The following is a 26,883-nucleotide window of genomic DNA, read 5'->3' on the forward strand; positions in this document are numbered from 1 at the left end:
CATCAGGCTTTTTTATTATTGTTTACCACATTGATAGCAAACGTGTATCACTTTATAAAAGTGAGCGAGAGCGTCAACGGAACCTGGGTAGAGATCTCAATCCCCCCCACCGTTTCTGCTAACTTAGCTAAATTTTCTGTTGGGATACCAAAATCTGCCGCATTCACCACCACAACTGCAGATGAACTGACCGTAAGATAGTTATCTGTAGGCACGATAATGACTGGGAAGTCCATCTTCTTGGTGTTGCCATACATAGAAACATCCGCTGAAATGTTGGTTTTTACTGGGCCATCTGCCAGCGCTTGCCAGTCAATAACACCCGATACCGTCACGCTCGGGTATTTAGCAGCGTCAAAATACAGTTCATTGAGACGAGTATCGCGAATTGGCACACCTGTACTTAAACTTTTTAGTTCAGCGATGACTTGGAATTCACCCTTTTCGCTCAAGACTCCAGAGAGTAGATTTAACGTTGCAGGTTCTACAATGTATTGCTTTTTGGTGGTCGCAAAGCTCACCGAAGAAAGGTTGGGATCTAGTTGGTAGTTACCATTGGATAATGCGGCAGTGCTACCTAACGCCAGCAACAAACCAAGAAAAGGAGGAAGGATTTTCATTGCGTTCCCTTAGTTGAAAAAGTCCTCCCTTGATAGTAGCCGCACCAAGCAACATCAGCGAAAAAATTAACAGTAATTTAACCTAATGCTCTGAAATGAGATTCTCGGCTTAAACATGAGCGAGAATCTCACAGGCTTAGACTTCAATACGATTTTTCAGTACGTGTTAAAAGCCTTTGCTTTTCTTAATTAGATCGTAAGCATTCTGAATTTCCTGCGCTTTCTCTTTCGCAACGTTCATCATTTCCGGTGGTAGACCTTTCGCCATCAGCTTGTCTGGATGATGTTCGTTCATTAGCTTGCGATAAGCACGCTTGATGGTTTTAGCATCCGCATTACTATCGATACCCAGCAGTTTGTATGCATCGCTTAGTTGATCAGCGGTTGTGGCCTGCTGCCAACTGCCCGACTGATGAGAATGCCCGCCACCAGCGTGCCCCCCGAAACCACCTTGCTGGAAGCGAAATGCCGCTTCTTGCATTCTTAAACGCTGCTCCAGTTGCTCTGATGAGAAACCAAGCCCTTGGGCCACTTTGTGCAGTACGTTACGTTCACTCGGGTGAATCTCACCATCGGCAAACGCCGCTGAAATTTGCAGTTCTAAGAAAAACTGCATTAGGTCAAAACGACCACCCGCTGAAATTCTTACCCGTTCAAGTACGGACTCCAACGGAAAGTCAGCCTCTTTGCCTTCGCGAAACGCATCTTGGGCAGCTTTTCGCTGTTCACCATGCAGGTTCATTCGATCCATCATGGTGCTCGCCAGTTGGATTTCTTGGCGCGTCACCTGGCCTTTTGCCTTCGCGACGTGTCCCATCACCGCAAACGCCGCTTTGAAAAACTCGTCTTGTCGCTGTGCCTGAGATGGACCGCTACCAAAACTGGTATGAAAACCTGCGCTTCTTAATCGGCGAGCTTTATCGAATTGGTGCCCGATAAATGCCCCAAACAATGCGCCAAATATGCCCCCGAACAGAAAGCCAAAGAAGCCACCAAGAATTTTGCCAAAAATATGCATTATGTGCTCTCATCTATGAATTTTTTCGTCGTATAGCGGTCTGATAGTGCTGTAAGCTATAAATTCCTTTATTATAAGAACCGTTTTATTTTAATTTCGGTCACCCACTGCCCAGAGACTTTAGTCCCTGCATATGGCTTGGAAGCTATAACCGGATATACCCAGATCAACAGGATAGTAAAACTCGATGTCACCTTTCTCCCGCACCGTGTTAGCCGCTTCAATCAGTGCTGCTCTTTTCGTGCCTCAGACTCAAGCAGAAGCTATGTTAGACGATAGTGTGCAGGAACTGCCCGCTATAGATCAATGTTTGATCGATGAGCCTGAACCAGAAAACCCGAATCAGCAACCAGTAAAAGTTGAAGCTGACACGCTAGAAGCCATTAATGGTCAACGAGCCACTTACAAAGGCAACGTGGTTGTCGTACAAGGTAAGAAACGCGTACAAGCTGATCAAGTTACGCTACACCAGAAAGAGAACATCATTGTCGCGGAAGGCAATGTAACCTTCAGTGATGGTGCAATAAAAACCACCTCAGATAAAGCGACAAATAACCTCAACAGCGATGAAATGACGCTGGAAAACACAAAGTATGAATTCCTTTGTGAACAAGGCCGCGGCGACGCAGTTTACATTGCCAGAACAGGCAAGGCCGTTTATGAAATCGAAGACGGCAGCATCACTTCGTGTCCTGAAGGGGACAAATCATGGCGTATCCGAGCTTCGGACATTGATGTTGACCAAGACGAAGAAGAAGCGACCTTCTACAACACTCGCTTTGAAATCTTAGATGTGCCTGTATTTTACTTGCCTTACGTTACGGTCCCAATTGGTGATACACGTAAGACAGGTTTCCTCTACCCAACCGTCTCGTATGGTTCAAGTGACGGTTACGAAATGGCCGTTCCGTTTTACTGGAACATTGCACCAAACTACGACTTAGAAACCACCGTCAAGTACATGCAACAGCGTGGTACGCAGTTAAACAACAAATTCCGCTACCTGACCAGCTTTGGTGAAGGCTCTCTCGACTCAGAGTTTTTACCCGATGACCGAAAGTACACAGAAAAAGGCGACCGTTGGGGCTTCCAATACCAACACGATGGCATCTACCAAAAGTCGTGGAAGTTCCATGTTGACTACTCAAAAGTCAGTGATATTGATTACTTCACCGATGTCGACTCTAGTATCGGTAAACGCGAAGACGGTCAATTAGTGCAAGAAGGTAGCGTGCAGTACCGTACGTCCAATTGGGATGCAACGTTGCTGACGCGAGATTTTCAAGTTCTTACTGACCGAGACAACCTGCCGTACATGATGTTGCCTCAGCTGCAATTTAACTATTACGCACCTGAGCTACTGCGTTATCTCGATTTTGATGTCAAAAGCCAAGTCACCCGCTTCGATACCGACGCTGACGGCAAACCTGCCGCGACTCGTGTTCACGTCGAACCTGGCGTAACCATTCCTTTAGGTACTACTTGGGGCTCATGGGTAACGGAAGCTCGCTTCTTAGGGACTTATTACCAACAAGACCTAGATGGCGTAATTGACTCTGACCTGGACGAAGAAGTCACCCGATTTATTCCTGAGTTTCGCTCTCACGCGGGTATCGTACTTGAGCGAGATACCGTTATTCTGGATAGCTACACACAAACATTGGAACCACAAATCCAATACCTGTACGTACCAGAAGAAGATCAAGACAATATTGCGAACTATGATACAACCTTGCTACAAGCCGACTACTACGGTCTGTTTAGAAGCAGAAAATACAGTAGTATTGATAAGATTAAGGCCGCAAACCAATTCAGTTACGGTGCGAGCTCGCGCTTCTTTGATGAAAACTACAAAGAACGCCTAAATATCTCGTTTGGACAAGTTATCTACCTTGATAAAGACGATCGCCTAGATGTGACATCCGATAAACCATCTCACTACTCGGCTTGGGCAATTGAGATGGACTTCAACTATGACGATATCGTCTTTTACCACGGTGGCATCCAATACGACGTAGATACCACAGAAGTTCAAATGGCGAACAGTACGCTCGAGTACCAGTTTGACCGTGGCTATGTACAAGCCAACTACCGCTATGTCACGCTGGATTACATCGAGAACACGCTCGGTGATAGCTTAGGCGAACTAGAAACGATTACCGAAGAAGGCATTTCTCAGGCTGGTTTACTGGCAAGCTACAAGATCAATCGTAACTGGAACAGTAGCGTGCAGTACTTCTACGATTTAACCACTGACGAATCGTTAGAGTGGATGGCGAAACTGCAATATACCGACGACTGTTGGTACATTGGCTTCACCTACAGTGAACAGCTACGTGACTGGGATCCTGACTTCACCAGTTACCCGAACGCTGACCCTGATTATGAAAGCAACTTTGGCGTAAACTTTGGCATTATCGGTTTCGGTACCAACTTGGGTAGTGACACAGGCAGTGACAACTCGTTAGGTTATGGCCGCCCATTCTTCTTGAATAACTAATTTTTCAGTTTGCGGCCACGTGCCGCAAATAAGATGTATAGGACTACGAATGAAATTTTGGAAACAGTCGCTGTTAGCATTGGTGGCAATTGGTCAAATGAACTTGGCCAATGCTCAGCCAGTCGAACTCGATCAAATTAAAGTCATTGTGAATAGTGGCGTTATCTTGGAAAGCGATATCGACACCTCGATTAAATCGTTAAAAGCTAACGCAAATAAGAGCGGTCAAGCTCTGCCGTCACAAGACGTATTGCGTCAGCAAGTGACTGAAAAGCTGATCATTGACACGTTACAACAGCAAGAGGCGGAACGTATTGGCGTTCGCATCGACGATAACCGCCTCAATCAAGCGATTGAAGAAATTGCACGTAACAACAACCAGTCAATTGAACAGCTCACCGCATCTTTAGCGGCGGAAGGACTGAACTACGCAGAGTTTCGTGAGCAAATCCGCAAAGAGATCTCAGCCAGTGAAGCGCGAAATGCATTAGTACGTCGCCGCATCAACATTCTTCCAGCAGAAGTCGATAACTTGGCGAGCATTCTTGCTCAAGAAAGTAACGCAACCGTGCAATACAAGATTGGGCATATCCAGTTACGACTCAATGACGGTGACGACGCGGAGACAATCAAAGCTCAGGCGCAAGAAATCGTCGATAAGCTCAACGCAGGTTCTGATTTCAGCACTATGGCCTACACCTACTCAAAAGGTCCAAAAGCGCTTCAAGGTGGTGATTGGGGCTGGATGCGTAAAGAAGAAATGCCAACCATCTTTGCCGACCAGATTACGATGCAAAACAAAGGCAGTGTAATTGGTCCATTTCGCAGTGGTGTCGGTTTTCACATCTTGAAAATTGAAGACGTAAAAGGCCTAGAAACCGTTGCAGTTACTGAGATTAATGCTCGACACATTCTAATTCGTCCAACGGTTATCCTCAGTGATGAAGGTGTACAGCGTGAACTGAACGACATCATTGCGCGCATCAACGCGGGTGAAGCAACCTTCGGTGAAATGGCTAAACAGCACAGTGAAGACCCTGGCTCAGCGGCGCAAAACGGTGAATTGGGTTACCAGACTTCAGACATTTATGTTCCTGAGTTCAAGCACCAAGTAGATACGCTGCCAATTGGACAAATCAGCGAACCATTTAAAACAGTTCATGGTTGGCACATTGTCGAAGTCCTTGACCGTCGTCAGGTCGACCGCACAGATTCAGCACTGAAAAACAAAGCTTACCGTATTCTCTTCAATCGTAAATTCAATGAAGAAGTGAGCGCATGGCTGCAAGAACTACGCGCAAGCGCGTATATCGAAATCATCAAGGACGATGAAGATGACAGTTAAACGCATCATCGTAACCGCTGGTGAACCCGCTGGGATTGGCCCCGACTTAGTGCTTGCGCTGTCAAAAGACAGCTGGGCACACCAAATTGTTGTGTGTGCCGATAAAACCATGCTGCAAGAACGCGCTAAGCAGTTGAATATTGACGTCAACCTAATTGACTACGACGCTCAATCTCAACCTAAAGCACAACAAGCCGGTTCGCTGATCGTTGACCATGTGCCACTTGCCCAACCAACGGTGACAGGCCAGTTGAACGAAGTGAACGGACACTATGTATTAAAAACACTAGAAAGAGCCGCTTTGGGCTGTATGAATGGTGAATTTGATGCTATTGTCACCGGCCCTGTACACAAAGGGGTTATTAATCGTGCAGGTGTGGCGTTTAGTGGCCATACCGAATTTTTTGCCGAAAAATCAAACACCCCATTGGTTGTGATGATGCTCGCGACAGAAGGACTGCGCGTCGCATTGGTGACAACACATATTCCTTTGGCTTATGTTTCTAAAGCCGTCACAGAGGAAAGGCTGGAAAAGATCATTCATATCCTCCACAAAGATTTAGTGGAGAAGTTTGCAATTCCATCGCCAAAGATTTACGTGTGTGGACTGAATCCACACGCCGGTGAAGATGGTTGTCTCGGTAGAGAAGAAATTGAAACCATCACACCAACACTAGAAAAACTGCGCCAACGTGATGGCATTGACCTGATAGGACCGCTTCCGGCGGACACTATCTTCAATGAAAAATACCTTCAAGAAGCAGACGCAGTGCTTGGGATGTATCACGATCAGGTACTTCCTGTACTAAAATACAAAGGTTTTGGTCGTTCAGTGAATATCACTTTAGGCTTACCTTTTATCAGGACCTCCGTTGATCACGGCACCGCGTTAGACCTTGCAGGGACGGGTAACGCGGACACAGGAAGCTTTAGAACTGCGCTGGCTCACGCGATTGAGCTAGTCGAGAAGAAAACCAGTTAACTTGAGAAACTTATGAGAAATGATGTCCACTTAGGGCACAAAGCGCGTAAACGCTTTGGTCAAAACTTCTTAAATGACCCATACATTATCGACGGTATTGTCTCTGCAATTAACCCACTACCAGGTCAGAACCTAGTTGAAATCGGTCCGGGTCTGGGGGCGATCACTGAGCCTGTTGGCCGCGAAGTCGATAAGTTTACCGTTATCGAACTTGACCGAGATCTTGCCGAGCGACTACGCAACCACCCAGAGCTGGCTGACAAGCTGACTATTCACGAAGGCGACGCAATGCGTTTCGACTTCACACAGTTGGTGAAGCCAAACAACAAGCTACGCATTTTTGGTAACTTGCCATACAACATCTCGACGCCGTTGATGTTCCACCTTTTTGAATACCATAAAGACATTCAAGACATGCACTTTATGCTGCAAAAAGAAGTGGTCAACCGTCTGGCTGCCGGCCCGGGTTCGAAAGCATATGGCCGTTTGACGGTTATGGCACAGTACTACTGTAAAGTTGTGCCAGTACTCGAAGTGCCACCAACAGCGTTTGTTCCGCCACCAAAAGTGGATTCAGCCGTAGTACGTTTGGTGCCTTATGAAGTGCTACCTTACCCAGCGACTAACCTAAACTGGCTAGAACGCGTATGTCGCGAAGGTTTCAACCAGCGCCGTAAAACGGTTCGCAACTGCTACAAAGCGCTAGTCAGTGCAGAGACGCTGGAAGAGCTTGGTATCAACCCAGGCATGCGTCCAGAGAATCTCACTTTAGAGCAATTTGTTGATCTCGCGAACTGGCTAGACGCAAACCACAAATAATCTTCTTATACTTAGAGTTGTACGCCTTGGCCTACAACTCTATTTTTTTTGGCTTTACGCAGGAGTCTAAATGGAAGCACCCCCTTGTATAAAAGTCCAAGTCCACACCAAATACATCCCTGAGCAATCTCAACCGACGGCGAATCGCTATGTGTTTGCTTACATCATTACGATCAAAAACCTCAGCACTCAGACCGTACAACTTATCAGTAGACGCTGGTTGATTACCGATGCGAACGGTAAGCAGATGACTGTTGAGGGCGATGGTGTGGTCGGTCAACAGCCATTTATTCCTGGCAACGACGAATACACCTACAATAGCGGTACAGCACTTGAAACACCGGTTGGAGTGATGCAAGGTCAGTACATTATGCAGGATGAAAAAGGCCAGGAGTTCATCGCTGAAATCGAACCCTTCCGTCTCGCATTACCTAATATTCTCAATTAACTCTGACTTAGGATTATCTCGTGTCCACATACATTGTTGGTGACATCCAGGGCTGCTTTGACGAACTACAGTTATTACTTGAGCAAGCCAGCTTCAACCCAAAACAAGATACTCTCTGGGTGGCTGGTGACTTAGTCGCACGTGGACCTAAGTCTTTGGAAACTCTGCGCTTTATTCGCTCACTCGGCGATAGCGCCAAAGTGATCTTAGGCAATCATGATTTGCACCTTCTTGCCGTTTCACTCGGCATTCACAAGGTCAAGAACAAAGATAAAACCGCATCGATTTTCCACGCGCACGACAAGAAAGAGTTGCTACACTGGCTTCGCCACCAACCACTGCTGGCCGAACACGACGAGTTTGTGGTCTGTCACGCTGGTATTTCTCCGCAATGGACGCTCAAACAAGCCAGAGCAAATGCGCGAGAAGTCGAAGCCATCTTACAAAGTGATGATTGGACTTGGTTGATTGAGAATATGTACAGCAACCAACCAGACGCTTGGCATGATGACTTAATCGGCTTAGACCGCTACCGTTACATCATTAACGCCTATACCCGTATGCGCTTCTGTTTTGCTGACGGCAGACTGGACATGGAATGCAAACTTCCTCCCGAACAAATTAAGCAAGCAGGTTTAGTACCTTGGTTTGAGCTGAAGAATCGCATTAAGCTCAACAAAACCATCCTGTTTGGACACTGGGCAGCGTTAGAAGGTTATCTTGGTGACGATGCGATTGGCTTAGATACTGGCTGCGTTTGGGGAGGCAGCTTGACCATGTTGAGATGGGAAGATAAGAAGTTCTTTACCCAACAAGCGCTGTAACGCTATCAGGTAAATAAGACAAAAGGCTAAGTAATTACTTAGCCTTTTTAGTTTTCGCCGTTGGTGGCAGAGTTACTTTTCTAGCACAACAAAACGCATGTTATACGCGTTTTTCTCGTCGGCTGAATAATTCTCAGAGTAAGTTTCTTGGTATTCACTGCCCCATTGAGGGAACTGAGTATCCCCTTCAACTTTCGCGTCAATGTGGGTCACATACAGCTTGTCAGCTTGGGCTAGGCACGCTTCATAGATGGTGCCGCCACCGATGATCATCAACTCTTCTGCGCCATTGGCTGCTTGGATTGCTTCTTCGATTGAGGTCACAGTTGTCACCCCTTCGATAGTCAAGTCAGCATCTCGGCTGATCACAATGTTTGTACGCCCAGGTAGAGGTCGACCGATAGACTCGTAGGTTTTACGCCCCATCACAACAGGTTTACCCATGGTGCAGCGCTTGAACCACGCAAAGTCTGCCGGTAAATGCCAAGGCATCTGATTGTCTTTACCAATAATTCGATCCTGCGCCATTGCTGCGATCATGCTGATGATCATTCTTTTGCTCCTGTGGCTTCTGCCTTAAACGATGGGTTTGCGGCGATAGAATAGCAATCCTGGCATAGCTAAGCCAACCGCTAATCCCGCAATAATAAACATCGCCTTAAGGAAATTTTCCATCAGCATCGCCACAAGCTCAGGGCTGTAGCCACGATGGTTCAATTCCACTAGCGCGATCATCGCTTTAAACGCAAATACGCCCGGTACCATAGGGATCAACGCGGCAACCGTGAACACTTTAGGGTGAGCAAGAAAGCGATGAGACCAATGGATACCGACCATACTGACGATCATCGCGGCGAAAAAGGTCGCCCACTCTATTGGGATACCAAACTGGAGCATCAGATAGCGAGAGCCATGACCAATCGCACCACCCAAAGCGCAGTACATTAATGCTTTTTGCGGCACGTTAAAGACCAAGGCAAAGCCGACCGCAGGGATAGCGGCGAAGAACATATCGTTAAGTAGGCCTAACAGGAGTTCGAACGTGATCATAGTACCCACCCCCAAACGCCAACTAAGCTCATCGCAGCGACAATACCAAGACAAGTTGCCAAGGTAAGCAAACTCGCCATCACAAAACGTGCGATGCCCATGTTGATGTAACCCTTTAGCATATCCGCTACGGCGTTAATTAGCGGAAAACCCGGTACTAGCATCAGCACTGACGAAGCCATAACCACAAACGGTGCGTTACCTAAGTCATAAATCACCGCTTGCGCGGAAACCACTGTCGTCACGAACGCCGTCGCGGCAAAGTTCATTAGCGGGTTAAAGTGACGATGGCCAATTTCTTGCCTGACGACCATTCCCGTCGACGAGGCTAAAAATGTCATCGCAAACACCACCCAATCACCACCAGCCAAGCGACTAAACGCCGCACATGAAAGCCCGATCATCACAACTACTAACCAGCGGTTGTAGCGCTCTGGGCTAATGTCATTGAGCTTCTGCTTAGCCATGGAGTAATCAATGATGCCGCGCTCGAGCATGATACAAATGCGCTGCACCTGAGTGATGACACGCATATTGATACCGCGGTCGGGACATCGACGTGCGGTGGTAATGCAGTGTTCCTGATATACCGTGGTGACGACAATTGAGCTGGCAGATAACGAGACTTCAACTTCGTCCATCCCTGCAGCAATACCAAAGCGACGCATAAGGTCGCCGACTAATGTGCTTTCCGCTCCATGCGCTAAAAGCATTTGCCCTGCTTGGGCGATCAAACGAGAAACGGCTCGTTGTTTAGATGCCATGATTCAGTTCTACTCCCTTAGAATCTTTTTTGCTTAATCACACCTCAAGATACACGAGGTGGTTTCGCCATTGTTGCGGATTCTGAATTCAAGTAATTTGATTTAGACACAAAAAAGCCGCAATTGAGAATTGCGGCTTAAAAATAGTTTGGAATTAGTCGCGAACGTAAACAACGTGGCCGTCGTCTTCTTCGTCGTCCCAATCATCCCAGTCGTCATCATCGTCTTCTTCAGTGATGACATCGCTACCTGACATCGCGTCTTTATGGTAATCATCCCACATGAAGTTAACTTTTTCTTCTTCAGTCACTTCTTCGCTTTCGCGAGGTAGGGTTTCCATAAAGTCAGCCAGTTTGTAGCACAGCTCTTTAGTGCCTTGCTTGTTCACAGCAGAGATCTTGAAGTATTCGCCTTCCCAACCTAGTGCGTCAAGGATGTTCTGAATAATTTCATCGGCTTCTTCTGCTGGCATTAGGTCAACCTTGTTGAATACTAACCAACGTGGTTTATCAGCCAACTTCTCGCTGTACTGCTCAAGCTCATCAATGATCGTCAGTGCGTTTTCAACCGGATCAGATTGATCAATCGGCATAATATCGATCATATGTAGCAGGACACGACAACGCTCTAAGTGCTTAAGGAATCGAATCCCCAAACCAGCACCATCTGCTGCACCTTCAATCAAGCCTGGAATATCGGCGACAACAAAGCTCTTTTCCGGAACGACACTGACTACACCCAAACTTGGGATTAGGGTCGTAAACGGATAGTCTGCCACTTTTGGTTTCGCTGCCGAAACCGCACGAATAAAGGTTGATTTACCCGCATTTGGCAGGCCAAGCATGCCTACGTCAGCCAATAGCAGTAGCTCAAGGCGCAGTTCACGAACTTCACCTTTAGTACCCATAGTCTTTTGACGTGGTGCTCGGTTTACCGAAGATTTAAAGCGCGTGTTACCAAGGCCGTGCCAGCCGCCTTTCGCGACCATCACTTTCTTGCCGTGCTCTGCTACTTCGGCAACAATTTCATTAGTGTGGATGTCAACCGCGCGAGTACCAACTGGTACACGTAGCACTTTGTCTTTACCACGTTTACCCGTACAGTTACCACCGCGGCCATTTTCACCACGTTCTGCTTCATAGAAGCGTTGGAAACGGTAATCGATCAGGGTGTTTAGGTTTTCGTCTGCAATGATGTAAACATCACCACCGTCACCGCCATCACCACCGTCTGGTCCGCCTTTCGCAACGAATTTCTCACGCCAGAAACTCACTACACCGTTACCGCCGTCGCCAGCTTGAACTTTAACTACCGCTTCATCAACGAATTTCATCTCTTACTCCGCTCAAATGCTACTAAACGTAGCTGCGTTGCAAATATCATCTCACCATCCAGCTAGGTGGTATAAAGTGAATGATATAAATTCTAGCAGATCCCATTTTCAGATCGATCACCTAAAACCTAAGATCGTCTGCTACCCAGGAACAAATATTGAGGGACTTTTTTCAAAGTGCCTTAGTATTGGTTCCATTCATCTTTGGCATACTTGCCATAAATAAAAAACCCCGCCGAGTTGGCAGGGCTTTTGAATTCAGCTAGAAGCCTAAATTCTTATCGATACTGAAATTACTCAGACTCGATGCTTACGAATTTACGGTTCTTAGGACCTTTTGTCTCGAACTTAACTTTACCGTCAGTTAGAGCAAATAGAGTATGGTCTTTACCTAGGCCAACGTTGTTACCAGCGTGGAACTTAGTACCGCGCTGACGCACGATAATGTTACCAGCTAGAACAGATTCACCGCCGAAACGCTTAACGCCAAGACGTTTACTTTCTGAATCGCGGCCGTTACGAGTAGAACCACCAGCTTTTTTGTGTGCCATTGTTAAACTCTCCTATTAGATTAAGCGTTGATACCAGTGATCTTCACTTCAGTGAACCACTGACGATGACCCTGTTGCTTACGAGAGTGCTTACGACGACGGAACTTAACGATTTTAACTTTATCGCCACGACCGTGTTGCACAACTTCAGCAACCACTTTACCGCCCTCTACTAGAGGAGCACCAACTTTAATGTCTTCACCGTTAGCAACAAGAAGAACTTTATCAAATTCAACAGTTGCACCAGTTTCAACGTCTAATTTCTCTAAACGAAGAGTTTGACCTTCGCTTACACGGTGTTGTTTACCACCAGATTGGAAAACAGCGTACATATCTTACTCCGCTTTTTCCGCACAGCCGTATGCATTATTTATAAGCATCAAGGGTGTGCGCTAAACTAATCATCAATAGGGCGCAGATTCTACAGAAGAGACGCTCCTATGACAAGCCATATTTTTAAAAAATTGGCGAAAAGCTAATCGCCAAATAAAAGTGCGGCAATCATGCCCTTTAACCATGTATTAATCAACGTTTTTTAGTGTATTATTCAACGATTAAAGCAGATAAGAAGACCTTATAAGTTCTAACTTCAGCCGGATTTACCATGGATTTTAAAGCTATCCAAGCGCTTACTGCCGATGACATGGCAAAAGTGAATGAAACGATTCACGCTCAACTCAACTCAGACGTATCTTTAATCAACCAATTAGGTTTTTACATCATCAGTGGTGGTGGCAAGCGCATACGTCCTTTGTTAGCAGTGTTAGCTGCTCGCGCTTTGGGTTATCAAGGAAATGCTCATACGACGGCTGCGGCCTTTATTGAGTTTATCCACACAGCTACTTTGTTGCACGACGATGTTGTTGACGAATCTGACATGCGTCGTGGTAAAGCCACCGCGAATGCCGCGTTCGGTAATGCAGCCAGTGTTTTGGTTGGCGACTTCATTTACACCCGCTCTTTCCAAATGATGACTGAGCTAGGATCAATGAAGATCCTTAAGTTGATGAGTGACGCAGTGAACGTTATCGCCGAAGGCGAAGTTCAGCAGCTCATGAACTGTAATGACCCAAATACGACTGAAGAAAGTTACATGCAGGTGATCTACTCTAAGACGGCGCGTTTGTTCGAAGCGGCGACTCAGATTGGTGCGATCCTGAATGACTCTCCAGCAGACGTTGAACTGGCAATGCAAAACTACGGTAAGTATCTCGGTACTGCATTCCAGTTAATTGATGACGTGATGGACTACACCTCTGACGGTAAAGAAATGGGTAAGAACGTGGGTGATGACCTTGCAGAAGGTAAACCGACTCTTCCTCTTTTATATGCAATGAAAAATGGCACACCTGAACAATCAGCAATGATTCGTGAAGCGATTGAAAAAGCCAACGGCATGGAAAAACTGAACGAAATTCTGGCAACGATGGAAGAAACAGGCTCTTTGGAGTACACACGCCAAAAAGCTTACCAAGAAGCCGATAAAGCCATTGCAGAACTGCACGTCTTAGCAGACTCTCCTTATAAAGAAGCACTGGTGACTCTGGCACACATGTCGGTACACCGTAGTAAGTAGACGTTAGAAATGACAACGGGAACCAGCAAGGTTCCCGTTTTACCATCCAGTCTGGTGTAACAATCAGGTCACTCCCCTAAAAGTACAGCCACGTCAGACGGCGTATTCCAGTTCAGCAAGTCGAAGGCAAATTGGCTTGTGCGCCGTTGCAGTCGAGTCTAAAGCTCTTTTTATTAAGCAACAATGCGCTTACCCTCAAGCTCAAATTAGCAACAAAACTTTATCTTAGATGCAAAATTAGTATATTTTGTGAGCGACTTATTCTTTAGCACGATAAATTTGCGCATCTTTCATGTTTTATCGAATTTTGATTCCTATTTCTCGCCGCTGTCACTGAATCGTCATCGCTCCTTCACCAATTCCTCACACCATTGTCGCGCGACTGACATATCCACTTCCTACCCTCGAACTGAGATTGGTTCTATCGAGGTTTATATGGAAGTTACTAGCCCTTTTCGCTTACCGAGGAAGACTCCCTTTGGTATAGGTGAGAACGTTACTGAGTGGGCAACCGGACTCAGTAAGCTCGACAAGTTTTACGCGCAGCGTCCAGCAGGTTGCGACAGTAGAGCTTTCCTTCGTTTCACACTCGAGATCCTTGGGATCGAGTATCAAGTTGTAAAAGGATCGCTCTGTCACGTTCCGGCTTCTGGCGCGACGATAATAGTCGCGAACCACCCTCTAGGCTGCGTCGAAGGCGTGATCCTCGCAGAATTGCTGTTACAAGTACGAGACGATGTACAAATCCTAGCCAACCAATACCTGAAAACTGTGCCCGAATTAGACGAGCTATTTATCGGTGTTGATGTGTTCGAAGGAAAAAATGCTCATAAAGCAAATCTCAAAGCACTCCGCCAAGCGCACCAACATTTGGATAACGGCGGTCTACTGCTACTGTTTCCAGCTGGCGAAGTCTCACAACTGGTCGATAGCAAAGCGCAGCATATTGAAGACAAGGAGTGGAGTCGCTCAGTCAGTAGCTTAATCAATAAGTCCAAAGCCACGACCATTCCCGTATTCATCGACGGACAAAACTCAAAGCGCTTTTACTTAGCGGGTAAAGTGCATCCTTTATTACGTACATTGATGCTCGGGCGCGAACTGCTTAACAAATCCAAACAGCAGATCCATTTGTCGATAGGCTCGGCAATTAAGTATAAAGAGGTTAACGGACTGACGGATGCACAGCTGGTTAACTACTTGCGCCTCAATACCTATTTGTTGCAAAACAAGACGCTGACTCAAACCCAAAACAGCCACCACAGCAATGAACCATTACCAATTGCCCCTGCTCTGCCACTCAGTGATTTACTCACGGACTTGCGTACCCTACCAAAAGAGCACCACCTACTAACCAGTGGGGAGTTTGACGTCTATTGCACCACCAGCGACCATATCCCTTCTTTATTACAGGAAATTGGTCGTCTGCGTGAGCGTAACTTCCGCAGCGTGGGTGAAGGCACCGGGCTGCCAATCGACATCGATGAGTTTGATACACACTATCTACACCTCTTTATTTGGGACCGCGACAACCAGTGCCTAGTCGGTGCCTATCGACTAGGTTTAGTCGATGAACTACTGGCGAAAAAGGGCCTAGACGGACTGTATTCACGAACACTCTTTCACTACGAACAACCCTTTTTGCACAGTATGGGCAAAGCGATTGAAATGGGACGCTCGGTGATCGATGAAAACTATCAGAAAAGCATGGGAGCGTTGCTGCTTCTATGGAAAGGTATTGCCGCTTATATTCAGCACAACCCAGAATACACCCACTTGTTTGGCCCGGTGAGCATCAGCAGTGACTACAGTGACCAAGCCCGACAATTACTGGCGGAAACCATGACGCTCCACCACTATGACGCGGAAAAAGCCAGCTACGTGACCCCGACGAATCCACTGCCAAGCCAAAAGAATGGTTGGAATACTGGTATGTTAACCGCGCTAGCCGACCTACAATTGCTATCGCGGGTCATCGCGAGAATTGACGAAGGAAAAGGCGTGCCCGTACTGCTGCGCCAATATCTCGGGCTTAACGGCAAACTGGTGTCTTTCAACGTTGATCCTGACTTCAACAACGCACTGGATGGGTTGATCATGGTGGATCTCAAGCAAGTTCCCGTAAAGACACTGGCACGTTACATGGGAGCAGATCACGCCCAGCGCTACTTGGAATATCATCAAGTTACGCTTTAATCAGTAGCGGTAAAAGTGCCACGTGACTCACGCGGCACTTTTGCTATTAAGATGATCGACTTATTTTTAAGCCAATAGCCAATCTAGTGAACAAGCTGCATAGCATATGCAACATATTACTCCAACATGTTCATAAGTATTAGATAGATCGTTCAAAGCTATCACTTTGCTTGTTAAACAAATGCATTGACGAAAAAAACAACTAACTGAAAGCTAAGCAAGACGATAACCAAAATAACAAGGAAGTAAACGAAGTCATGCTGCGATCGAACAAACCTCTTCGCTCTGCAATCACCGGGGCGATCACACTCTCTTTGGCTTTATTCTCAGCAACCAGCCTTGCCGCTGAAAAAGTCTACCGACTCAAGCTTGCGGAAACGTGGGGACCCAACACACCAATTCTCGGTGACGCTACCAAGAACATGGCAAAACTGGCAGAAGAAATGTCAAACGGACGTCTGCAAATTCGTGTTGACTCGGCCAACAAGCACAAAGCACCGCTTGGCATTTTCGACATGGTTAAATCTGGTCAGTACGACCTCGGCCACTCCAGTTCATACTACTGGAAAGGCAAAGTCCCTAATACGTTGTACTTCTCTTCGATGCCGTTTGGCATGATGTCTACCGAGCAGTACGCTTGGTTCTATCGTGGCGGTGGTATGGAATTGATGGAAAAAGTATACGGTCCGCACAACTTGCTTTCATTCCCGGGCGGTAACTCAGATATTCAGATGGGCGGCTGGTTTAAAAAAGAAATCAATTCACTGCAAGACCTGCAAGGGTTGAAGATCCGTATTCCAGGTTTTGCTGGTGAAGTGATGGCACGCGTGGGCGCTGCGCCAACCAACATCGCACCGGGCGAGCTATACACCTCGCTTGAAAGAGGCACAATCGATGCTTTGGAATGGGTAGGTCCCGCTTTTGACCTGCGCATGGGCTTTCAGAAAATCGCACCTTACTACTATACCGCATGGCACGAGCCAGGCTCGGAAACTCAGTTCCTAGTCAACAAGAAGAAGTGGGATGAATTACCTAAAGACCTGCAAAGTATTCTAGAAACGGCCTTCCGTGTAACCGCATTTGATATGTACACCCAGTCAATCGACGCGAACGCCAATAGCTGGGAAACGATGAGTACCGAGTATCCAGAGATCAAAGTGCGTGACTTCCCACCGGAAGTTCTACAAGCAATGAAAGCGGCGACACAAAGCTTGCTTGAAGAAGAAGCAGCAAAAGACCCGCTGGCAAAAGAGATCATTGAGTCACAGAAACGCTACCTAGCTAAAGTCCGAGCTTGGACGGACATTTCTTCAAAAGCCTACTTAGACGCCAACTAATCCTATCGACAAGGGCAGCAACGCTGCCCTTTTTACTCTCTCTGAATCGATGAAAATGTGTCATTTTATTTCACAAAAACACCAAATGAGATCTAAGTCACTTTCGGACTTCTGACTAGCGGATTTAACAACAAGATCAAGATCACACTTATAAATTCACCGAATCAATATAAAAACAAAATAGTGACATAGATCACTTAGTGGTCGTTTTTTAATCTTTGAAAATTGATAAGTTGATCATTTAAAAGTTATTGACATTTATATGACTTTAAATTTGTCATTAAATTACATGTCAATTTATTGACGAGATTCACGCAAAAAGTACTTGGAGGGATATATTTATAAGGTCCAGATCACGAAAAACCCGTTGTCAGTTCCATCATAAAAATGTGTGGTAAATTGATTGGGTACTAAGCAATCAGACGGTTTTGGCGAACCGTACTACAACATATTAACAGAACATCGAACGGGGAACTCGTATGATATCACCAGATGCTAAGATCAAGATACAAAATTTTGGTCGCTTCCTGTCAAACATGGTAATGCCTAATATCGGTGCATTCATCGCATGGGGTTTTATCACTGCTCTATTTATTCCAACCGGTTGGTTGCCAAATGAAACACTGGCAGCAATGGTTGGTCCAATGATTACCTACCTATTGCCACTGCTGATCGGTTACACCGGCGGTAAGCTAGTCGGCGGAGATCGCGGCGCAGTAGTAGGTGCTATTACAACAATGGGTGTGATTGTCGGTACCGACATCCCAATGTTTATGGGCGCAATGATTGTCGGCCCAATGGGTGGCTGGGCAATCAAGAAATTCGATAACTACATCGACGGCAAAGTGAAAAGTGGCTTCGAGATGTTGGTGAACAACTTCTCAGCAGGCATCATCGGTATGGTGTGTGCAATCGTCGCTTTCTTCTTAATTGGTCCATTTGTCAAAGTGCTATCAGGCGGCTTGGCAGCAGGCGTAAACTTCCTGGTTGCAGCTCACCTTTTACCTTTAACTTCTATCTTTGTTGAACCAGCAAAAATCCTGTTCCTGAACAACGCGATTAACCACGGTATTTTCTCACCACTGGGTATTCAACAAGCATCGGAAACTGGTAAATCGATCTTCTTCCTAATCGAAGCAAACCCAGGTCCTGGTCTAGGTATCCTGCTAGCGTACATGGTGTTTGGTAAAGGTACTGCTCGTCAGACTGCAGGTGGTGCATCGATCATCCACTTCTTCGGTGGTATCCACGAGATCTACTTCCCGTACGTACTGATGAACCCTCGTCTAATCCTTGCTGCAATCGCTGGCGGTATGACAGGTGTATTTGTCCTAACTGTATTCAACGCGGGTATCGTTTCTCCAGCATCACCAGGCTCTATCTTCGCGGTATTGCTGATGACACCTAAGAGCGCGATGGTTGGCGTACTGGCGTCTATTGCTTCAGCGGCTGCAGTGTCTTTCACAGTTGCGTCACTATTACTTAAGACTCAAACGTCAACAGAAGAAGACGGCGACGGTGCTGCGCTAGAAAAAGCAACCTCACAGATGAAAGACATGAAGTCTGCGTCGAAAAGCAGCGCTGCGACAAGTGCGCAAGCAAAAGGTGACGTAAACCTAGCGACAGTTCAAACCATTATTGTTGCGTGTGATGCTGGCATGGGTTCGAGCGCAATGGGTGCAAGCTTACTACGTAAGAAAGTACAAGAAGCGGGCTTGAACATCAGCGTGACTAACTTAGCAATCAACAGCCTGCCAGAAGATGTGGATATCGTTATCACCCACAAAGACCTGACAGACCGCGCGCGCAAACACGCTCCAAATGCACACCACATGTCTTTGACTAACTTCCTAGACGGTGAAATGTACAACAACCTAGTGACTCAATTACTTGCTGCGCAAAAGCACGATGCAGCAAACGATGATCGCATGGTGAAAGTTTCTATCGTCGCCGCAAACGACGACAGCTTTGAAGTTCAAGCTTCGCCGGTATTCCAAATTCAACGTGAGAACATCCACCTAAACTTGCCAGTGACGACGAAAGAAGAAGCCATTCGCTTTGCAGGTAACAAATTGGTCGAGATGGGCTACGTCGAACCAGAATACGTAGACGCAATGTTCGAACGCGAAAAACTGGTTTCAACTTATTTAGGTGAATCTATCGCGGTACCACACGGTACGGTAGAAGCTAAAGATAAAGTGAAGAAAACGGGTATCGTGATCTGCCAATACCCACAAGGTATCCAATTTACTGACGACAAAGATGATATTGCCAAGCTGGTGATTGGTATCGCCGCGAAGAATGACGAGCACATCCAAGTCATCACAACAATTACCAATGCTCTAGACGATCCAGAGGCGATTGACACGCTTACCACGACCAAAGATGTAGAAGAAGTCCTCAACATCCTTGGCGGAGAGCAAGCGGCTTAATCCACATCTGAATACCCTTTTGCTCCTGAGCAAAACCGAGGTCAGCTGTCGCCCCCCTATAACGGTTGACCTCACCCTAACGTCGTTAGCACATTTTAATTGGTAGGTAAGTTATGAAAAACGCAGTTCATTTTGGCGCAGGTAATATCGGTCGAGGCTTTATTGGTAAATTGTTGGCAGACGCAGACGTAGAAGTGACGTTCGCCGACGTAGACGCCCCACTCGTCGACCAATTGAGCCACAAACAAGAGTACAAAGTTAAAGTCGTTGGCACAGAATGCAAAATCGACACCGTTAGTCATGTAACAGCTGTTAATTCAGCCAGTGATGACGTCATCGAACGCATGGTACACACGGATCTAGTCACGACGGCTGTCGGTCCAAACGTACTGGATATTATCGCGAAGACCATCGCAACTGGTATCGCGAAGCGCTTTGAAGCAGGCAATGAAGCGCCGCTGAATATCATCGCGTGTGAAAATATGGTTCGCGGTACGACTCATCTAAAAGGCGAAGTTTACAAACACTTAGACACATCACTACACGCAAAAGCAGACGAGCTAATCGGTTTTGTCGATTCTGCAGTTGACCGTATCGTTCCACCAGCCGAAGCAGCGAACGATGACCCACTAGAAGTCACAGTGGAAAGCTTTAGCGAGTGGATTGTGGATGAGCAACAGTTCAAAGGTGAAATTCCACGTATTGATGGCATGGAAACCACCAATAATCTGATGGCATTTGTTGAACGCAAGTTGTTCACGCTCAATACGGGTCACTGCATCACCGCGTATCTTGGCTGCTTGAAAGGTCACCGAACTATTCGTGAAGCGATTGAAGACCCAGAGATCCACGCGGATGTAAAACAAGCGATGTCAGAGAGTGGAGAAGTACTGATTCGCCGTTATGATTTTGACCGCGATATGCATAATGCGTACATCGAGAAAATTCTTGGCCGTTTCGCCAACCCGTATCTGGTAGACGAAGTTGACCGTGTTGGCCGTCAACCGATCAGAAAATTGGGTCCAAACGATAGATTGGTCAAACCTTTACTCGGTACAATCGAATATGGCACTGAAAACCAAGCACTTTTAAAAGGCATCGCCGCAGCTTTGAAGTATACTAGCAGCGAAGATCCACAAGCGATTGAACTACAAACATCGCTAAAAGAACACGGCGTGCGCAAAACTGTCGCGCACTACACTGGTCTAGCGATAGACAGTGAAGAAGTCGCAAAGATTGAAGCAATCTACGCGTCTCTATGACGATAACTTGAGGGGAGCATTGTCTCCCCTTTTAAACGAAAACGACTAATTGGTATATGGCAGACAAATTTAACGAAACTGAGATTATAGAGCGATTAAACAATGCCCCATCGGTACGCGGTTTCTTTATCGCTGCGGTGGACATTTTTAATGACTCTATCGATGCGCTGATACAAAGAATCTTTCGAAAAGATAACTTTGCGGTGCAGTCAGTCGTCGGGCCTTTACTTCAAGATTCAGGCCCTCTGGGTGATTTGTCTGTGCGTTTAAAGTTGTTGTATGGCTTGGGTGTACTACCGGACAACGTCTATCACGACATCGAAGATATCATCAAAATCAAGAACACACTGAACAGTGACGCTTCCGATTACGAGTTCACTGATCCAAATATTCTTGAACCCATCACCAAACTCAATTTGGTCCAAAGCCTTGGCATGGTGCAACTTCAAGTCTCTGAGCCTGATGATGATATCGACCTTGAGTTTTACCAACTGCAACTGCAACGTCAGCAGCAAATCATTAAATCCGGACTTTCTTTAGCCATTGTAGAGATCTGCAATGAGCTGGATAAGGAAAGTCCGTTTTAATGTTTGCGGAATGCTAAATCCCTATTTGCCTAACGCTTACTGTTTTGAATCATCACTAGCTGAAGCCAGAGTTATCTCAAATCGCGTAAGACTCCTTTCCGAACTCACATTCACCGCTCCACCATAGGCATGAATGATCGATTGGGTGATAGACAGCCCTAATCCAGCGCCAACACTCCCTCGGTGCACGCGCGATTTGTCTGCGCGGTAAAAGCGGTCAAAAAGATAAGGTAGGTTTTCTTCTGCAATTGTGTCGCCTTGGTTGGCAACGGTAATGAGTACTTGATTGTCTCGCTCCTGCACATTCAGTTCGATACAAGTTCCTGCATAAGCGTGCCTGATCGCATTAGAGAGTAGATTTCCCACCGCGCGCTCAAACATATTTTTATCCATGTACAGCTTAGCGTCGCCTTGGTAAGTCATCGTGAGTGAGGCTTCTTCGGCAAGGATGTCATAGTAATCAACTAGCCGTTCGATTTGCGCCTTCACAGAGAAACACTCGTCATTGCGATGAATGAGCTTGTTTTCCGCTTTGGCGATATAAAGTAAGTCATTGATGGTCTTGGTGATGCGATTCAGCTCTTCCAAGGTTGATGCCAGCGCGTCTTGATATTCGTCTTCCGAGCGTGCAGCGCCAAGCATCACTTGGTTTTGCGTCATAACATTGGTCAACGGCGTCTTGAGTTCATGGGCAATATCGGATGAAAAATCACTCAAACGCTGAAAACCTAATTGCAAACGGTCCAGCATCGCGTTGTGTTTTCGTGCCAAGTCCTGCAACTCAGTCGGTAGCGACTCAACGGGAAGACGCAAATCCAACTGCTCTGGAGTCACTTGTTGAATATGTTGATTGAGCGACGCTATCGGCTTAAGACCTTTCTTAACCACCCACCAACTGTAGACAGAAGAAGCGACAAAAGCAGTCCCCAATGTCCAGAACAATATCCAAGCCAGTTCTTCCAAAAACACAATGTGGTGATTAATACTCATCCCCAGCACTACCACATAGCGCTCTGACTTAAATGCAAACGCTCGAATGGCTAATGAATCTTCGCGCCACTCAATCTCGTTTTTACGCTTCAATATATTGGGTGCAGTAGGAGTAAAGCTTTGAGCTGAGGGAAAGGTCAAATTGGAGTTTTTATAGATGACTTTCTCTTTGTCGAACACCCACATGTACAGTGGCATGTTCTTAGATTGATCAAACACCGCTTGGGGAGAACTCAGTAAGGTGTTTTCAATCGCATTAAACTTGCTGACAATGTAGTTGTAATCTTGGTTAAGAAAGTGTCGTTCGATGGCAAACTTGAGGATAAAGGCTAAGAGAAAATAGGTCACAAACGCCATTCCCACCAGCATCAACAGCAGTTTTTTCTTCATCGACAAAGTGCATCGCCAGCTACGCATCTTTTAGCGCTTCCAGCTTGTATCCCATCCCTCGAATGGTATGGATCAACGCTTGCTCAAACGGTTTATCCACTTTGTTGCGCAGCCGTTTGACCGCGACATCAATCACGTTGGTATCACTATCAAAATTCATATCCCACACCAAAGATGCGATGGTGGTGCGAGAAAGAACCTGCCCCGATTTACGCATCAAAAGTTCCAGCAGTGCGTATTCTTTGGCGGTTAAGTTAATACTCTGCCCTGCACGACTCGCGGTTCTTTTGAGGATATCCAATTGCAGATCGGCGACGGTAAGAATCTGAGATGACGTACTGACTTGCGACGGCTTATGGTGGCGAAACACGTTTTGTATCCGCGCCAGCAGCTCAGCAAATGCGTAAGGTTTGACTACATAATCGTTAGCACCTAGCTCAAAACCTCGCACCCGGTCTTCAACTTGTTCTTTGGCGGTTAACATGATCACGGGCGTAGCAATATCGCTGCTTCTGAGCGTATTTAACACCTGCCAACCGTCCAATTTAGGTAGCATGATGTCGAGCAGAATCAAATCGTAGTCTTCGCTGGTCGCATGATAGAGTCCGTCAACACCATCATTAACTAAATCGACTACATAGCCCGATTCAATCAAGCCTTTTTGCAGATATTCTCCGGCTTTCACTTCATCTTCGACAATCAGTATTTTCAAAACTCGCGTACCTACTTCTCAGCAAATTTTCGTCGCGCTCAGGTTAAAGATCGACAAAGAGCATGGAGCGAGCGACACCATACTCTTACAAATTTGGCGATCATTATCGGTTATCGTCACGCTCGGCGTAGTGCACCGTGACATTGACGTTACCCAGAAACTCAATTTGGCCATCTTCGTTCATACGCTCAGACACGGTTACGTAACCGCCGTCTTTGATATGAGTCGTTTTGCTATCCACGCCGTACTTTTGAATGCGTAGCGCTTGGTACAACTCGTCTGCTGACATCGCTTTCAGAGAAGAGAGCTCAGCAATCGCATTTTGGTAAGCCGCATCAGACGTAGATGCCGGCGCAACTGAAATGGTTTTAGCCTGCTCGCGAGAAGCGTAGTTGCCGCCAACAAAATAAGGCTGGGCTAACGCCGATGCGCTGATTAGTGTCATAGAGGTTGCAAAGAGAGCTGCTTTTAATACGTTCATGTTATGTTCCTTTCTGGGCTTGTTTCGTATGTGGTCATTATTCAACACCGCACCTGACAAGACACTTTCAGCAAAATGACATTTTTGTCATGTTCGCTCTCTTACTCAAGATGACTCTAGCTGCTTGTTTTATCTAGAAAATGTCGACACTCGACATTATTACTTAATCATACGACCCGCTCTACCTCCTTAAGTTCCTTATTTATCAGTAAATTAAAAACACACCAAATAAATGAAACGCCGTTCTATGTGACAACAATCTCGAATCTGTATAACTTTTATTGTCGATATTCGACATTTGTATATTCTTTAAATGTCGAATGTCAACGGAGAGAGTTATGAGTGAGTTGTCGTCCACCATTAATAAAGAGCAAAACCCCGAGACAGAACAGCTGTCCGAGTTGCCATTAATGGAAGTACTGGAATTACTCAATGCACACGACGCTAGTGTTGCAGTATCGATCAACAAAGTGCTGCCAGACGTCGCCAAAGCGGTTGAACTGATCGCCGCACAGATCAGACAAGGTGGTCGTTTATTCTATGTTGGAGCCGGAACCAGCGGCCGACTTGGTGTATTGGATTCAGCGGAATGTCCCCCTACATTCGGTACCGATCCTGCTTTAGTTCAGTCCATTATCGCGGGTGGCGTTGACGCTATGCTTGCTGCGGTGGAAGACATTGAAGACTGCACCGAGTCGGCCCCTGCCGAGCTTCAACAGCGTCAGCTTACAGTACACGACGTAGTGCTTGGTATTGCCGCCAGCGGAAGAACTCCCTTTGTTATTTCAGCGCTGGATTACGCCAGACAAATCGGCGCTAAAACCATTGCGCTCAGTACCCGAGGACCGGGGCTCATTTCTCAACACGCGGATGTGTCTATTGCACCGGATGTCGGTGCAGAGGTGCTCGCAGGATCAACTCGAATGAAAAGCGGCTCAGCACAAAAGATGTTGTTGGGAATGCTCAGTACCTCGGTCATGATCCAATTGGGCAAAGTCCACGGCAACCTGATGGTGGACGTCAAAGCGAACAATCAGAAGCTACGCATTCGTGCCCAACATATGGTGCAACAAATTTGTGAAGTGGGTGAGCTAACCGCCGCCAATCTATTAGATGCGGTGGATTACAATGTTCGTGCAGCGGTGTTGCTGCACACGTTGGACACTTCACCTTCGAAAGCGCTTGCTCTTGCGGCGCAACCCTTCCAACCTCTGAAACAGCAGTTACTGCAAGGAAAATAGCATGGCAAATAAGATAGAACATCTAGAACTGATTGCCGATCAAATTGAGCAGCATATTGGCGGCTTTGATAACGTCGCGACTCTGACCAACTGCATGACACGCGTGCGTATCGTGCTAAAAGACCGTTCCCTGTTTAACATGGATGCACTGCGTGATGTCGAAGGCATTAAAGGGGTCGTCGATGCCGGAGAGCAGTATCAAATCATCGTCGGAATGGGCACTGCGGCCAAAGTGACTGGTGTGCTGAACAAACGAATGAAAGGCGCTGGACTTGAGGAAGACTCAACAGAAGCACCAGTCGCACAACCATTTTCGATTCGTCGCGCGCTCAACACCTTAGCCGCAATCTTTGTACCGACCATTCCTGCTCTGATCGGTTGTGGTCTTATTCTGGGGATGGTGAACATCTTCAAACTCGTTGCTCCGGACTTTGTGGCAACCAACCCAGATATCTTCACGCTGTTTACTGTTGTGGGTAAAGCCGTATTCGCCGTACTTTCTGTCATGATCGGTATGAATACTGCCAAAGAACTTCAAGCGTCTCCTGCGATTGGTGCGGTAATGGCTGCGGTTTTAGCCGCACCAGGTCTTGCCAACGTTGAGTTGTTTGGTAACGCCTTAGTACCGGGCGGCGGTGGCATGTTTGCAGTGCTGTTGGTCTGCGTCTTTTCTTCTAAGTTTGAACTTTGGTTCCGCAGCCACTGTAAAGAGAGTCTCGATCTTATCTTCACCCCAACGGTGACAATTTTGGTGTCGTCAGCGGTAGCCTTATTTATCTTGCAGCCTATCGCGCACGCAGTAAACGTGTGGCTAGGTAACTTAGTCTCGGTGGCACTACTTAACGAATCGGCTGGCTCGGTAGCGGTTGGCGGCATCTTAGGTGGCGGCTTCTTGTTCTTACTATTAACAGGTTTGCACCAAGGTCTTATCCCTATTCACGCACAAATTCTAGAGACATTTGGCCTCAACTACCTGTTCCCAATTTTGGCGATGGGCGGTATGGGACAAGTCGGCGCAGCAGCGTACGTTTACCTCAAATCGAAAAATGAGCGCCTGAAGAAGACCATCACGGGTGCGCTGCCAGTCGGTATTCTGGGTGTCGGTGAACCTTTGCTGTTTGGTGTATCGCTACCGTTAGGCAAAACCTTTATTGCCGGTTGTATTGGCGGTTTTGCCGGTGGTGCCATGATGGCGGCTTTCAAGATTGGCATCATCATTCCGTTTGGTACTGCTGGGCTTTCGCTGATTCCACTCGTGGGTGAAGGTCAGATCCCATCTTTCCTTCTTGCGGTAGTGTGTGCATGGATTGTCGGCTTTATCGCGTCGATGCTATTAGGATTTACCGATCCAGTCGAAAAGCCAGCGAAAAGTCGCTAATATCATCCCGTCGTACAATTTGCTGCGACGGGACGATTTAACTGCAG

25 protein-coding genes are annotated in these 26,883 nt (G+C 46.7%); 14 read left to right on the plus strand and 11 right to left on the minus strand.

The features are described 5' to 3' along the window. Window positions 1-47: 47 nt before the first annotated feature. Together AKJ31_RS08910 and djlA are read right to left on the minus strand one after the other, a co-directional pair. Complete coding sequence (locus AKJ31_RS08910) at window positions 48-620, minus strand: YceI family protein (RefSeq protein ID WP_053408751.1); 573 nt, start codon at window positions 618-620, stop codon at window positions 48-50. 166 nt (window positions 621-786) lie between these two features. After that, window positions 787-1,638 (minus strand): co-chaperone DjlA, encoded by an 852-nt coding sequence (djlA, locus tag AKJ31_RS08915; RefSeq protein ID WP_053408752.1) that lies wholly within the window; start codon window positions 1,636-1,638, stop codon window positions 787-789. A 187-nt stretch (window positions 1,639-1,825) separates the two neighbouring features. Here djlA and lptD point away from each other — a divergent pair, with 187 nt between their 5' ends. The 6 genes from lptD (at window position 1,826) to apaH (ending at window position 8,556) form a co-directional block, all read left to right on the plus strand. After that, window positions 1,826-4,138 (plus strand): LPS assembly protein LptD, encoded by a 2,313-nt coding sequence (lptD, locus tag AKJ31_RS08920; protein ID WP_053408753.1) that lies wholly within the window; start codon window positions 1,826-1,828, stop codon window positions 4,136-4,138. A 49-nt stretch (window positions 4,139-4,187) separates the two neighbouring features. Beyond that, window positions 4,188-5,483 (plus strand): peptidylprolyl isomerase SurA, encoded by a 1,296-nt coding sequence (gene surA, locus AKJ31_RS08925; protein ID WP_053408754.1) that lies wholly within the window; start codon window positions 4,188-4,190, stop codon window positions 5,481-5,483. After that, window positions 5,473-6,465, plus strand: coding sequence for a 4-hydroxythreonine-4-phosphate dehydrogenase PdxA (gene pdxA, locus AKJ31_RS08930; protein WP_053408755.1), 993 nt, complete (start codon window positions 5,473-5,475; stop codon window positions 6,463-6,465). Before surA ends, pdxA begins: the two co-directional genes overlap by 11 nt. A 12-nt stretch (window positions 6,466-6,477) precedes the next feature. After that, the gene (rsmA, locus tag AKJ31_RS08935) at window positions 6,478-7,284 is read left to right on the plus strand and encodes a 16S rRNA (adenine(1518)-N(6)/adenine(1519)-N(6))-dimethyltransferase RsmA (protein ID WP_053408756.1); all 807 of its coding nucleotides are present in this window, start codon (window positions 6,478-6,480) and stop codon (window positions 7,282-7,284) included. A 70-nt stretch (window positions 7,285-7,354) separates the two neighbouring features. Continuing rightward, window positions 7,355-7,732: a Co2+/Mg2+ efflux protein ApaG gene (gene apaG / locus AKJ31_RS08940; protein WP_053408757.1), complete on the plus strand. Its 378-nt coding sequence runs from the start codon at window positions 7,355-7,357 to the stop codon at window positions 7,730-7,732. A 20-nt stretch (window positions 7,733-7,752) separates the two neighbouring features. Next, entirely contained in the window at window positions 7,753-8,556 is an 804-nt protein-coding gene (gene apaH / locus AKJ31_RS08945) for a bis(5'-nucleosyl)-tetraphosphatase (symmetrical) ApaH (RefSeq protein ID WP_053408758.1), read from the plus strand. Between the two features lie 72 nt (window positions 8,557-8,628). On the opposite strand, the gene folA is transcribed toward apaH, so the two are convergent. The 6 genes from folA to rplU form a co-directional block, all read right to left on the minus strand. Next, window positions 8,629-9,108: a type 3 dihydrofolate reductase gene (gene folA / locus AKJ31_RS08950; protein ID WP_053408759.1), complete on the minus strand. Its 480-nt coding sequence runs from the start codon at window positions 9,106-9,108 to the stop codon at window positions 8,629-8,631. Between the two features lie 24 nt (window positions 9,109-9,132). Further along, the gene (locus tag AKJ31_RS08955) at window positions 9,133-9,606 is read right to left on the minus strand and encodes a threonine/serine exporter family protein (protein ID WP_053408760.1); all 474 of its coding nucleotides are present in this window, start codon (window positions 9,604-9,606) and stop codon (window positions 9,133-9,135) included. After that, window positions 9,603-10,370: a threonine/serine exporter family protein gene (locus tag AKJ31_RS08960; protein WP_053408761.1), complete on the minus strand. Its 768-nt coding sequence runs from the start codon at window positions 10,368-10,370 to the stop codon at window positions 9,603-9,605. Before AKJ31_RS08960 ends, AKJ31_RS08955 begins: the two co-directional genes overlap by 4 nt. Before the next feature lie 154 nt (window positions 10,371-10,524). Then, the gene (gene cgtA, locus AKJ31_RS08965; protein ID WP_053408762.1) at window positions 10,525-11,703 is read right to left on the minus strand and encodes an Obg family GTPase CgtA; all 1,179 of its coding nucleotides are present in this window, start codon (window positions 11,701-11,703) and stop codon (window positions 10,525-10,527) included. Between the two features lie 293 nt (window positions 11,704-11,996). Then, window positions 11,997-12,254: a 50S ribosomal protein L27 gene (rpmA, locus tag AKJ31_RS08970; protein ID WP_053408763.1), complete on the minus strand. Its 258-nt coding sequence runs from the start codon at window positions 12,252-12,254 to the stop codon at window positions 11,997-11,999. A gap of 20 nt (window positions 12,255-12,274) precedes the next feature. Next, window positions 12,275-12,586: a 50S ribosomal protein L21 gene (gene rplU / locus AKJ31_RS08975; RefSeq protein ID WP_000271393.1), complete on the minus strand. Its 312-nt coding sequence runs from the start codon at window positions 12,584-12,586 to the stop codon at window positions 12,275-12,277. A 272-nt stretch (window positions 12,587-12,858) separates the two neighbouring features. Between rplU and ispB the strand changes: the two genes are divergently transcribed. The 6 genes from ispB (at window position 12,859) to AKJ31_RS09005 (ending at window position 21,644) form a co-directional block, all read left to right on the plus strand. Then, window positions 12,859-13,830 carry an octaprenyl diphosphate synthase gene (gene ispB / locus AKJ31_RS08980; protein ID WP_053408764.1) on the plus strand — a complete coding sequence of 324 codons (972 nt, stop codon included), beginning with the start codon at window positions 12,859-12,861 and terminating at the stop codon, window positions 13,828-13,830. Window positions 13,831-14,265: 435 nt separating this feature from the next. Further along, window positions 14,266-16,026, plus strand: coding sequence for a bifunctional lysophospholipid acyltransferase family protein/GNAT family N-acetyltransferase (locus tag AKJ31_RS08985; protein WP_053408765.1), 1,761 nt, complete (start codon window positions 14,266-14,268; stop codon window positions 16,024-16,026). A gap of 257 nt (window positions 16,027-16,283) precedes the next feature. Next, window positions 16,284-17,363, plus strand: a complete 1,080-nt coding sequence (locus AKJ31_RS08990) for a TRAP transporter substrate-binding protein (protein ID WP_053408766.1) — start codon at window positions 16,284-16,286, stop codon at window positions 17,361-17,363. 479 nt (window positions 17,364-17,842) lie between these two features. Then, on the plus strand, window positions 17,843-19,795 hold the full coding sequence (locus AKJ31_RS08995; protein ID WP_053408767.1) for a PTS mannitol transporter subunit IICBA: 1,953 nt from the start codon (window positions 17,843-17,845) through the stop codon (window positions 19,793-19,795). A gap of 113 nt (window positions 19,796-19,908) precedes the next feature. Further along, a complete protein-coding gene (locus AKJ31_RS09000; protein WP_053408768.1) occupies window positions 19,909-21,057 on the plus strand; it encodes a mannitol-1-phosphate 5-dehydrogenase in 1,149 nt (382 codons plus the stop codon). Between the two features lie 56 nt (window positions 21,058-21,113). Next, complete coding sequence (locus AKJ31_RS09005) at window positions 21,114-21,644, plus strand: MltR family transcriptional regulator (protein WP_053408769.1); 531 nt, start codon at window positions 21,114-21,116, stop codon at window positions 21,642-21,644. Between the two features lie 36 nt (window positions 21,645-21,680). Here AKJ31_RS09005 and AKJ31_RS09010 read toward each other — a convergent pair whose 3' ends face one another. The 3 genes from AKJ31_RS09010 to AKJ31_RS09020 all read right to left on the minus strand — a co-directional run bounded on the left by AKJ31_RS09010 (window position 21,681) and on the right by AKJ31_RS09020 (window position 24,217). Then, window positions 21,681-23,051, minus strand: a complete 1,371-nt coding sequence (locus tag AKJ31_RS09010; RefSeq protein ID WP_053408770.1) for a heavy metal sensor histidine kinase — start codon at window positions 23,049-23,051, stop codon at window positions 21,681-21,683. Then, window positions 23,044-23,736, minus strand: coding sequence for a heavy metal response regulator transcription factor (locus tag AKJ31_RS09015; protein ID WP_053408771.1), 693 nt, complete (start codon window positions 23,734-23,736; stop codon window positions 23,044-23,046). The genes AKJ31_RS09010 and AKJ31_RS09015 overlap by 8 nt, the downstream gene beginning before the upstream one ends. A gap of 103 nt (window positions 23,737-23,839) precedes the next feature. Then, window positions 23,840-24,217, minus strand: coding sequence for a DUF3316 domain-containing protein (locus tag AKJ31_RS09020; protein WP_053408772.1), 378 nt, complete (start codon window positions 24,215-24,217; stop codon window positions 23,840-23,842). A gap of 320 nt (window positions 24,218-24,537) precedes the next feature. Here AKJ31_RS09020 and murQ point away from each other — a divergent pair, with 320 nt between their 5' ends. Both murQ and AKJ31_RS09030 read left to right on the plus strand, forming a co-directional pair. Further along, complete coding sequence (murQ, locus tag AKJ31_RS09025) at window positions 24,538-25,458, plus strand: N-acetylmuramic acid 6-phosphate etherase (RefSeq protein ID WP_281173341.1); 921 nt, start codon at window positions 24,538-24,540, stop codon at window positions 25,456-25,458. Between the two features lies 1 nt (window position 25,459). After that, the gene (locus AKJ31_RS09030) at window positions 25,460-26,836 is read left to right on the plus strand and encodes a PTS transporter subunit EIIC (protein ID WP_053408774.1); all 1,377 of its coding nucleotides are present in this window, start codon (window positions 25,460-25,462) and stop codon (window positions 26,834-26,836) included. Window positions 26,837-26,883: the final 47 nt, after the last annotated feature.

The organism is Vibrio hepatarius (assembly GCF_001274785.1).
Lineage (GTDB): Bacteria > Pseudomonadota > Gammaproteobacteria > Enterobacterales > Vibrionaceae > Vibrio > Vibrio hepatarius.

Excerpts from the sequence above, each read along its gene's own strand:
- AKJ31_RS09030 (WP_053408774.1), top strand. The coding sequence starts at position 25,460 with ATGGCAAATAAGATAGAACATCTAGAACTGATTGCCGATCAAATTGAG.
- AKJ31_RS09005 (WP_053408769.1), top strand. The coding sequence starts at position 21,114 with ATGGCAGACAAATTTAACGAAACTGAGATTATAGAGCGATTAAACAAT.
- lptD (WP_053408753.1), top strand. The coding sequence starts at position 1,826 with ATGTCACCTTTCTCCCGCACCGTGTTAGCCGCTTCAATCAGTGCTGCT.
- AKJ31_RS08910 (WP_053408751.1), bottom strand. The coding sequence starts at position 620 with ATGAAAATCCTTCCTCCTTTTCTTGGTTTGTTGCTGGCGTTAGGTAGC.
- djlA (WP_053408752.1), bottom strand. The coding sequence starts at position 1,638 with ATGCATATTTTTGGCAAAATTCTTGGTGGCTTCTTTGGCTTTCTGTTC.
- cgtA (WP_053408762.1), bottom strand. The coding sequence starts at position 11,703 with ATGAAATTCGTTGATGAAGCGGTAGTTAAAGTTCAAGCTGGCGACGGC.
- ispB (WP_053408764.1), top strand. The coding sequence starts at position 12,859 with ATGGATTTTAAAGCTATCCAAGCGCTTACTGCCGATGACATGGCAAAA.
- AKJ31_RS08995 (WP_053408767.1), top strand. The coding sequence starts at position 17,843 with ATGATATCACCAGATGCTAAGATCAAGATACAAAATTTTGGTCGCTTC.
- AKJ31_RS08990 (WP_053408766.1), top strand. The coding sequence starts at position 16,284 with ATGCTGCGATCGAACAAACCTCTTCGCTCTGCAATCACCGGGGCGATC.
- surA (WP_053408754.1), top strand. The coding sequence starts at position 4,188 with ATGAAATTTTGGAAACAGTCGCTGTTAGCATTGGTGGCAATTGGTCAA.
- AKJ31_RS08960 (WP_053408761.1), bottom strand. The coding sequence starts at position 10,370 with ATGGCATCTAAACAACGAGCCGTTTCTCGTTTGATCGCCCAAGCAGGG.
- rplU (WP_000271393.1), bottom strand. The coding sequence starts at position 12,586 with ATGTACGCTGTTTTCCAATCTGGTGGTAAACAACACCGTGTAAGCGAA.
- AKJ31_RS09020 (WP_053408772.1), bottom strand. The coding sequence starts at position 24,217 with ATGAACGTATTAAAAGCAGCTCTCTTTGCAACCTCTATGACACTAATC.
- apaG (WP_053408757.1), top strand. The coding sequence starts at position 7,355 with ATGGAAGCACCCCCTTGTATAAAAGTCCAAGTCCACACCAAATACATC.
- AKJ31_RS08985 (WP_053408765.1), top strand. The coding sequence starts at position 14,266 with ATGGAAGTTACTAGCCCTTTTCGCTTACCGAGGAAGACTCCCTTTGGT.
- pdxA (WP_053408755.1), top strand. The coding sequence starts at position 5,473 with ATGACAGTTAAACGCATCATCGTAACCGCTGGTGAACCCGCTGGGATT.
- rpmA (WP_053408763.1), bottom strand. The coding sequence starts at position 12,254 with ATGGCACACAAAAAAGCTGGTGGTTCTACTCGTAACGGCCGCGATTCA.
- AKJ31_RS08955 (WP_053408760.1), bottom strand. The coding sequence starts at position 9,606 with ATGATCACGTTCGAACTCCTGTTAGGCCTACTTAACGATATGTTCTTC.
- folA (WP_053408759.1), bottom strand. The coding sequence starts at position 9,108 with ATGATCATCAGCATGATCGCAGCAATGGCGCAGGATCGAATTATTGGT.
- murQ (WP_281173341.1), top strand. The coding sequence starts at position 24,538 with ATGTCAACGGAGAGAGTTATGAGTGAGTTGTCGTCCACCATTAATAAA.
- AKJ31_RS09010 (WP_053408770.1), bottom strand. The coding sequence starts at position 23,051 with ATGCGTAGCTGGCGATGCACTTTGTCGATGAAGAAAAAACTGCTGTTG.
- AKJ31_RS09000 (WP_053408768.1), top strand. The coding sequence starts at position 19,909 with ATGAAAAACGCAGTTCATTTTGGCGCAGGTAATATCGGTCGAGGCTTT.
- rsmA (WP_053408756.1), top strand. The coding sequence starts at position 6,478 with ATGAGAAATGATGTCCACTTAGGGCACAAAGCGCGTAAACGCTTTGGT.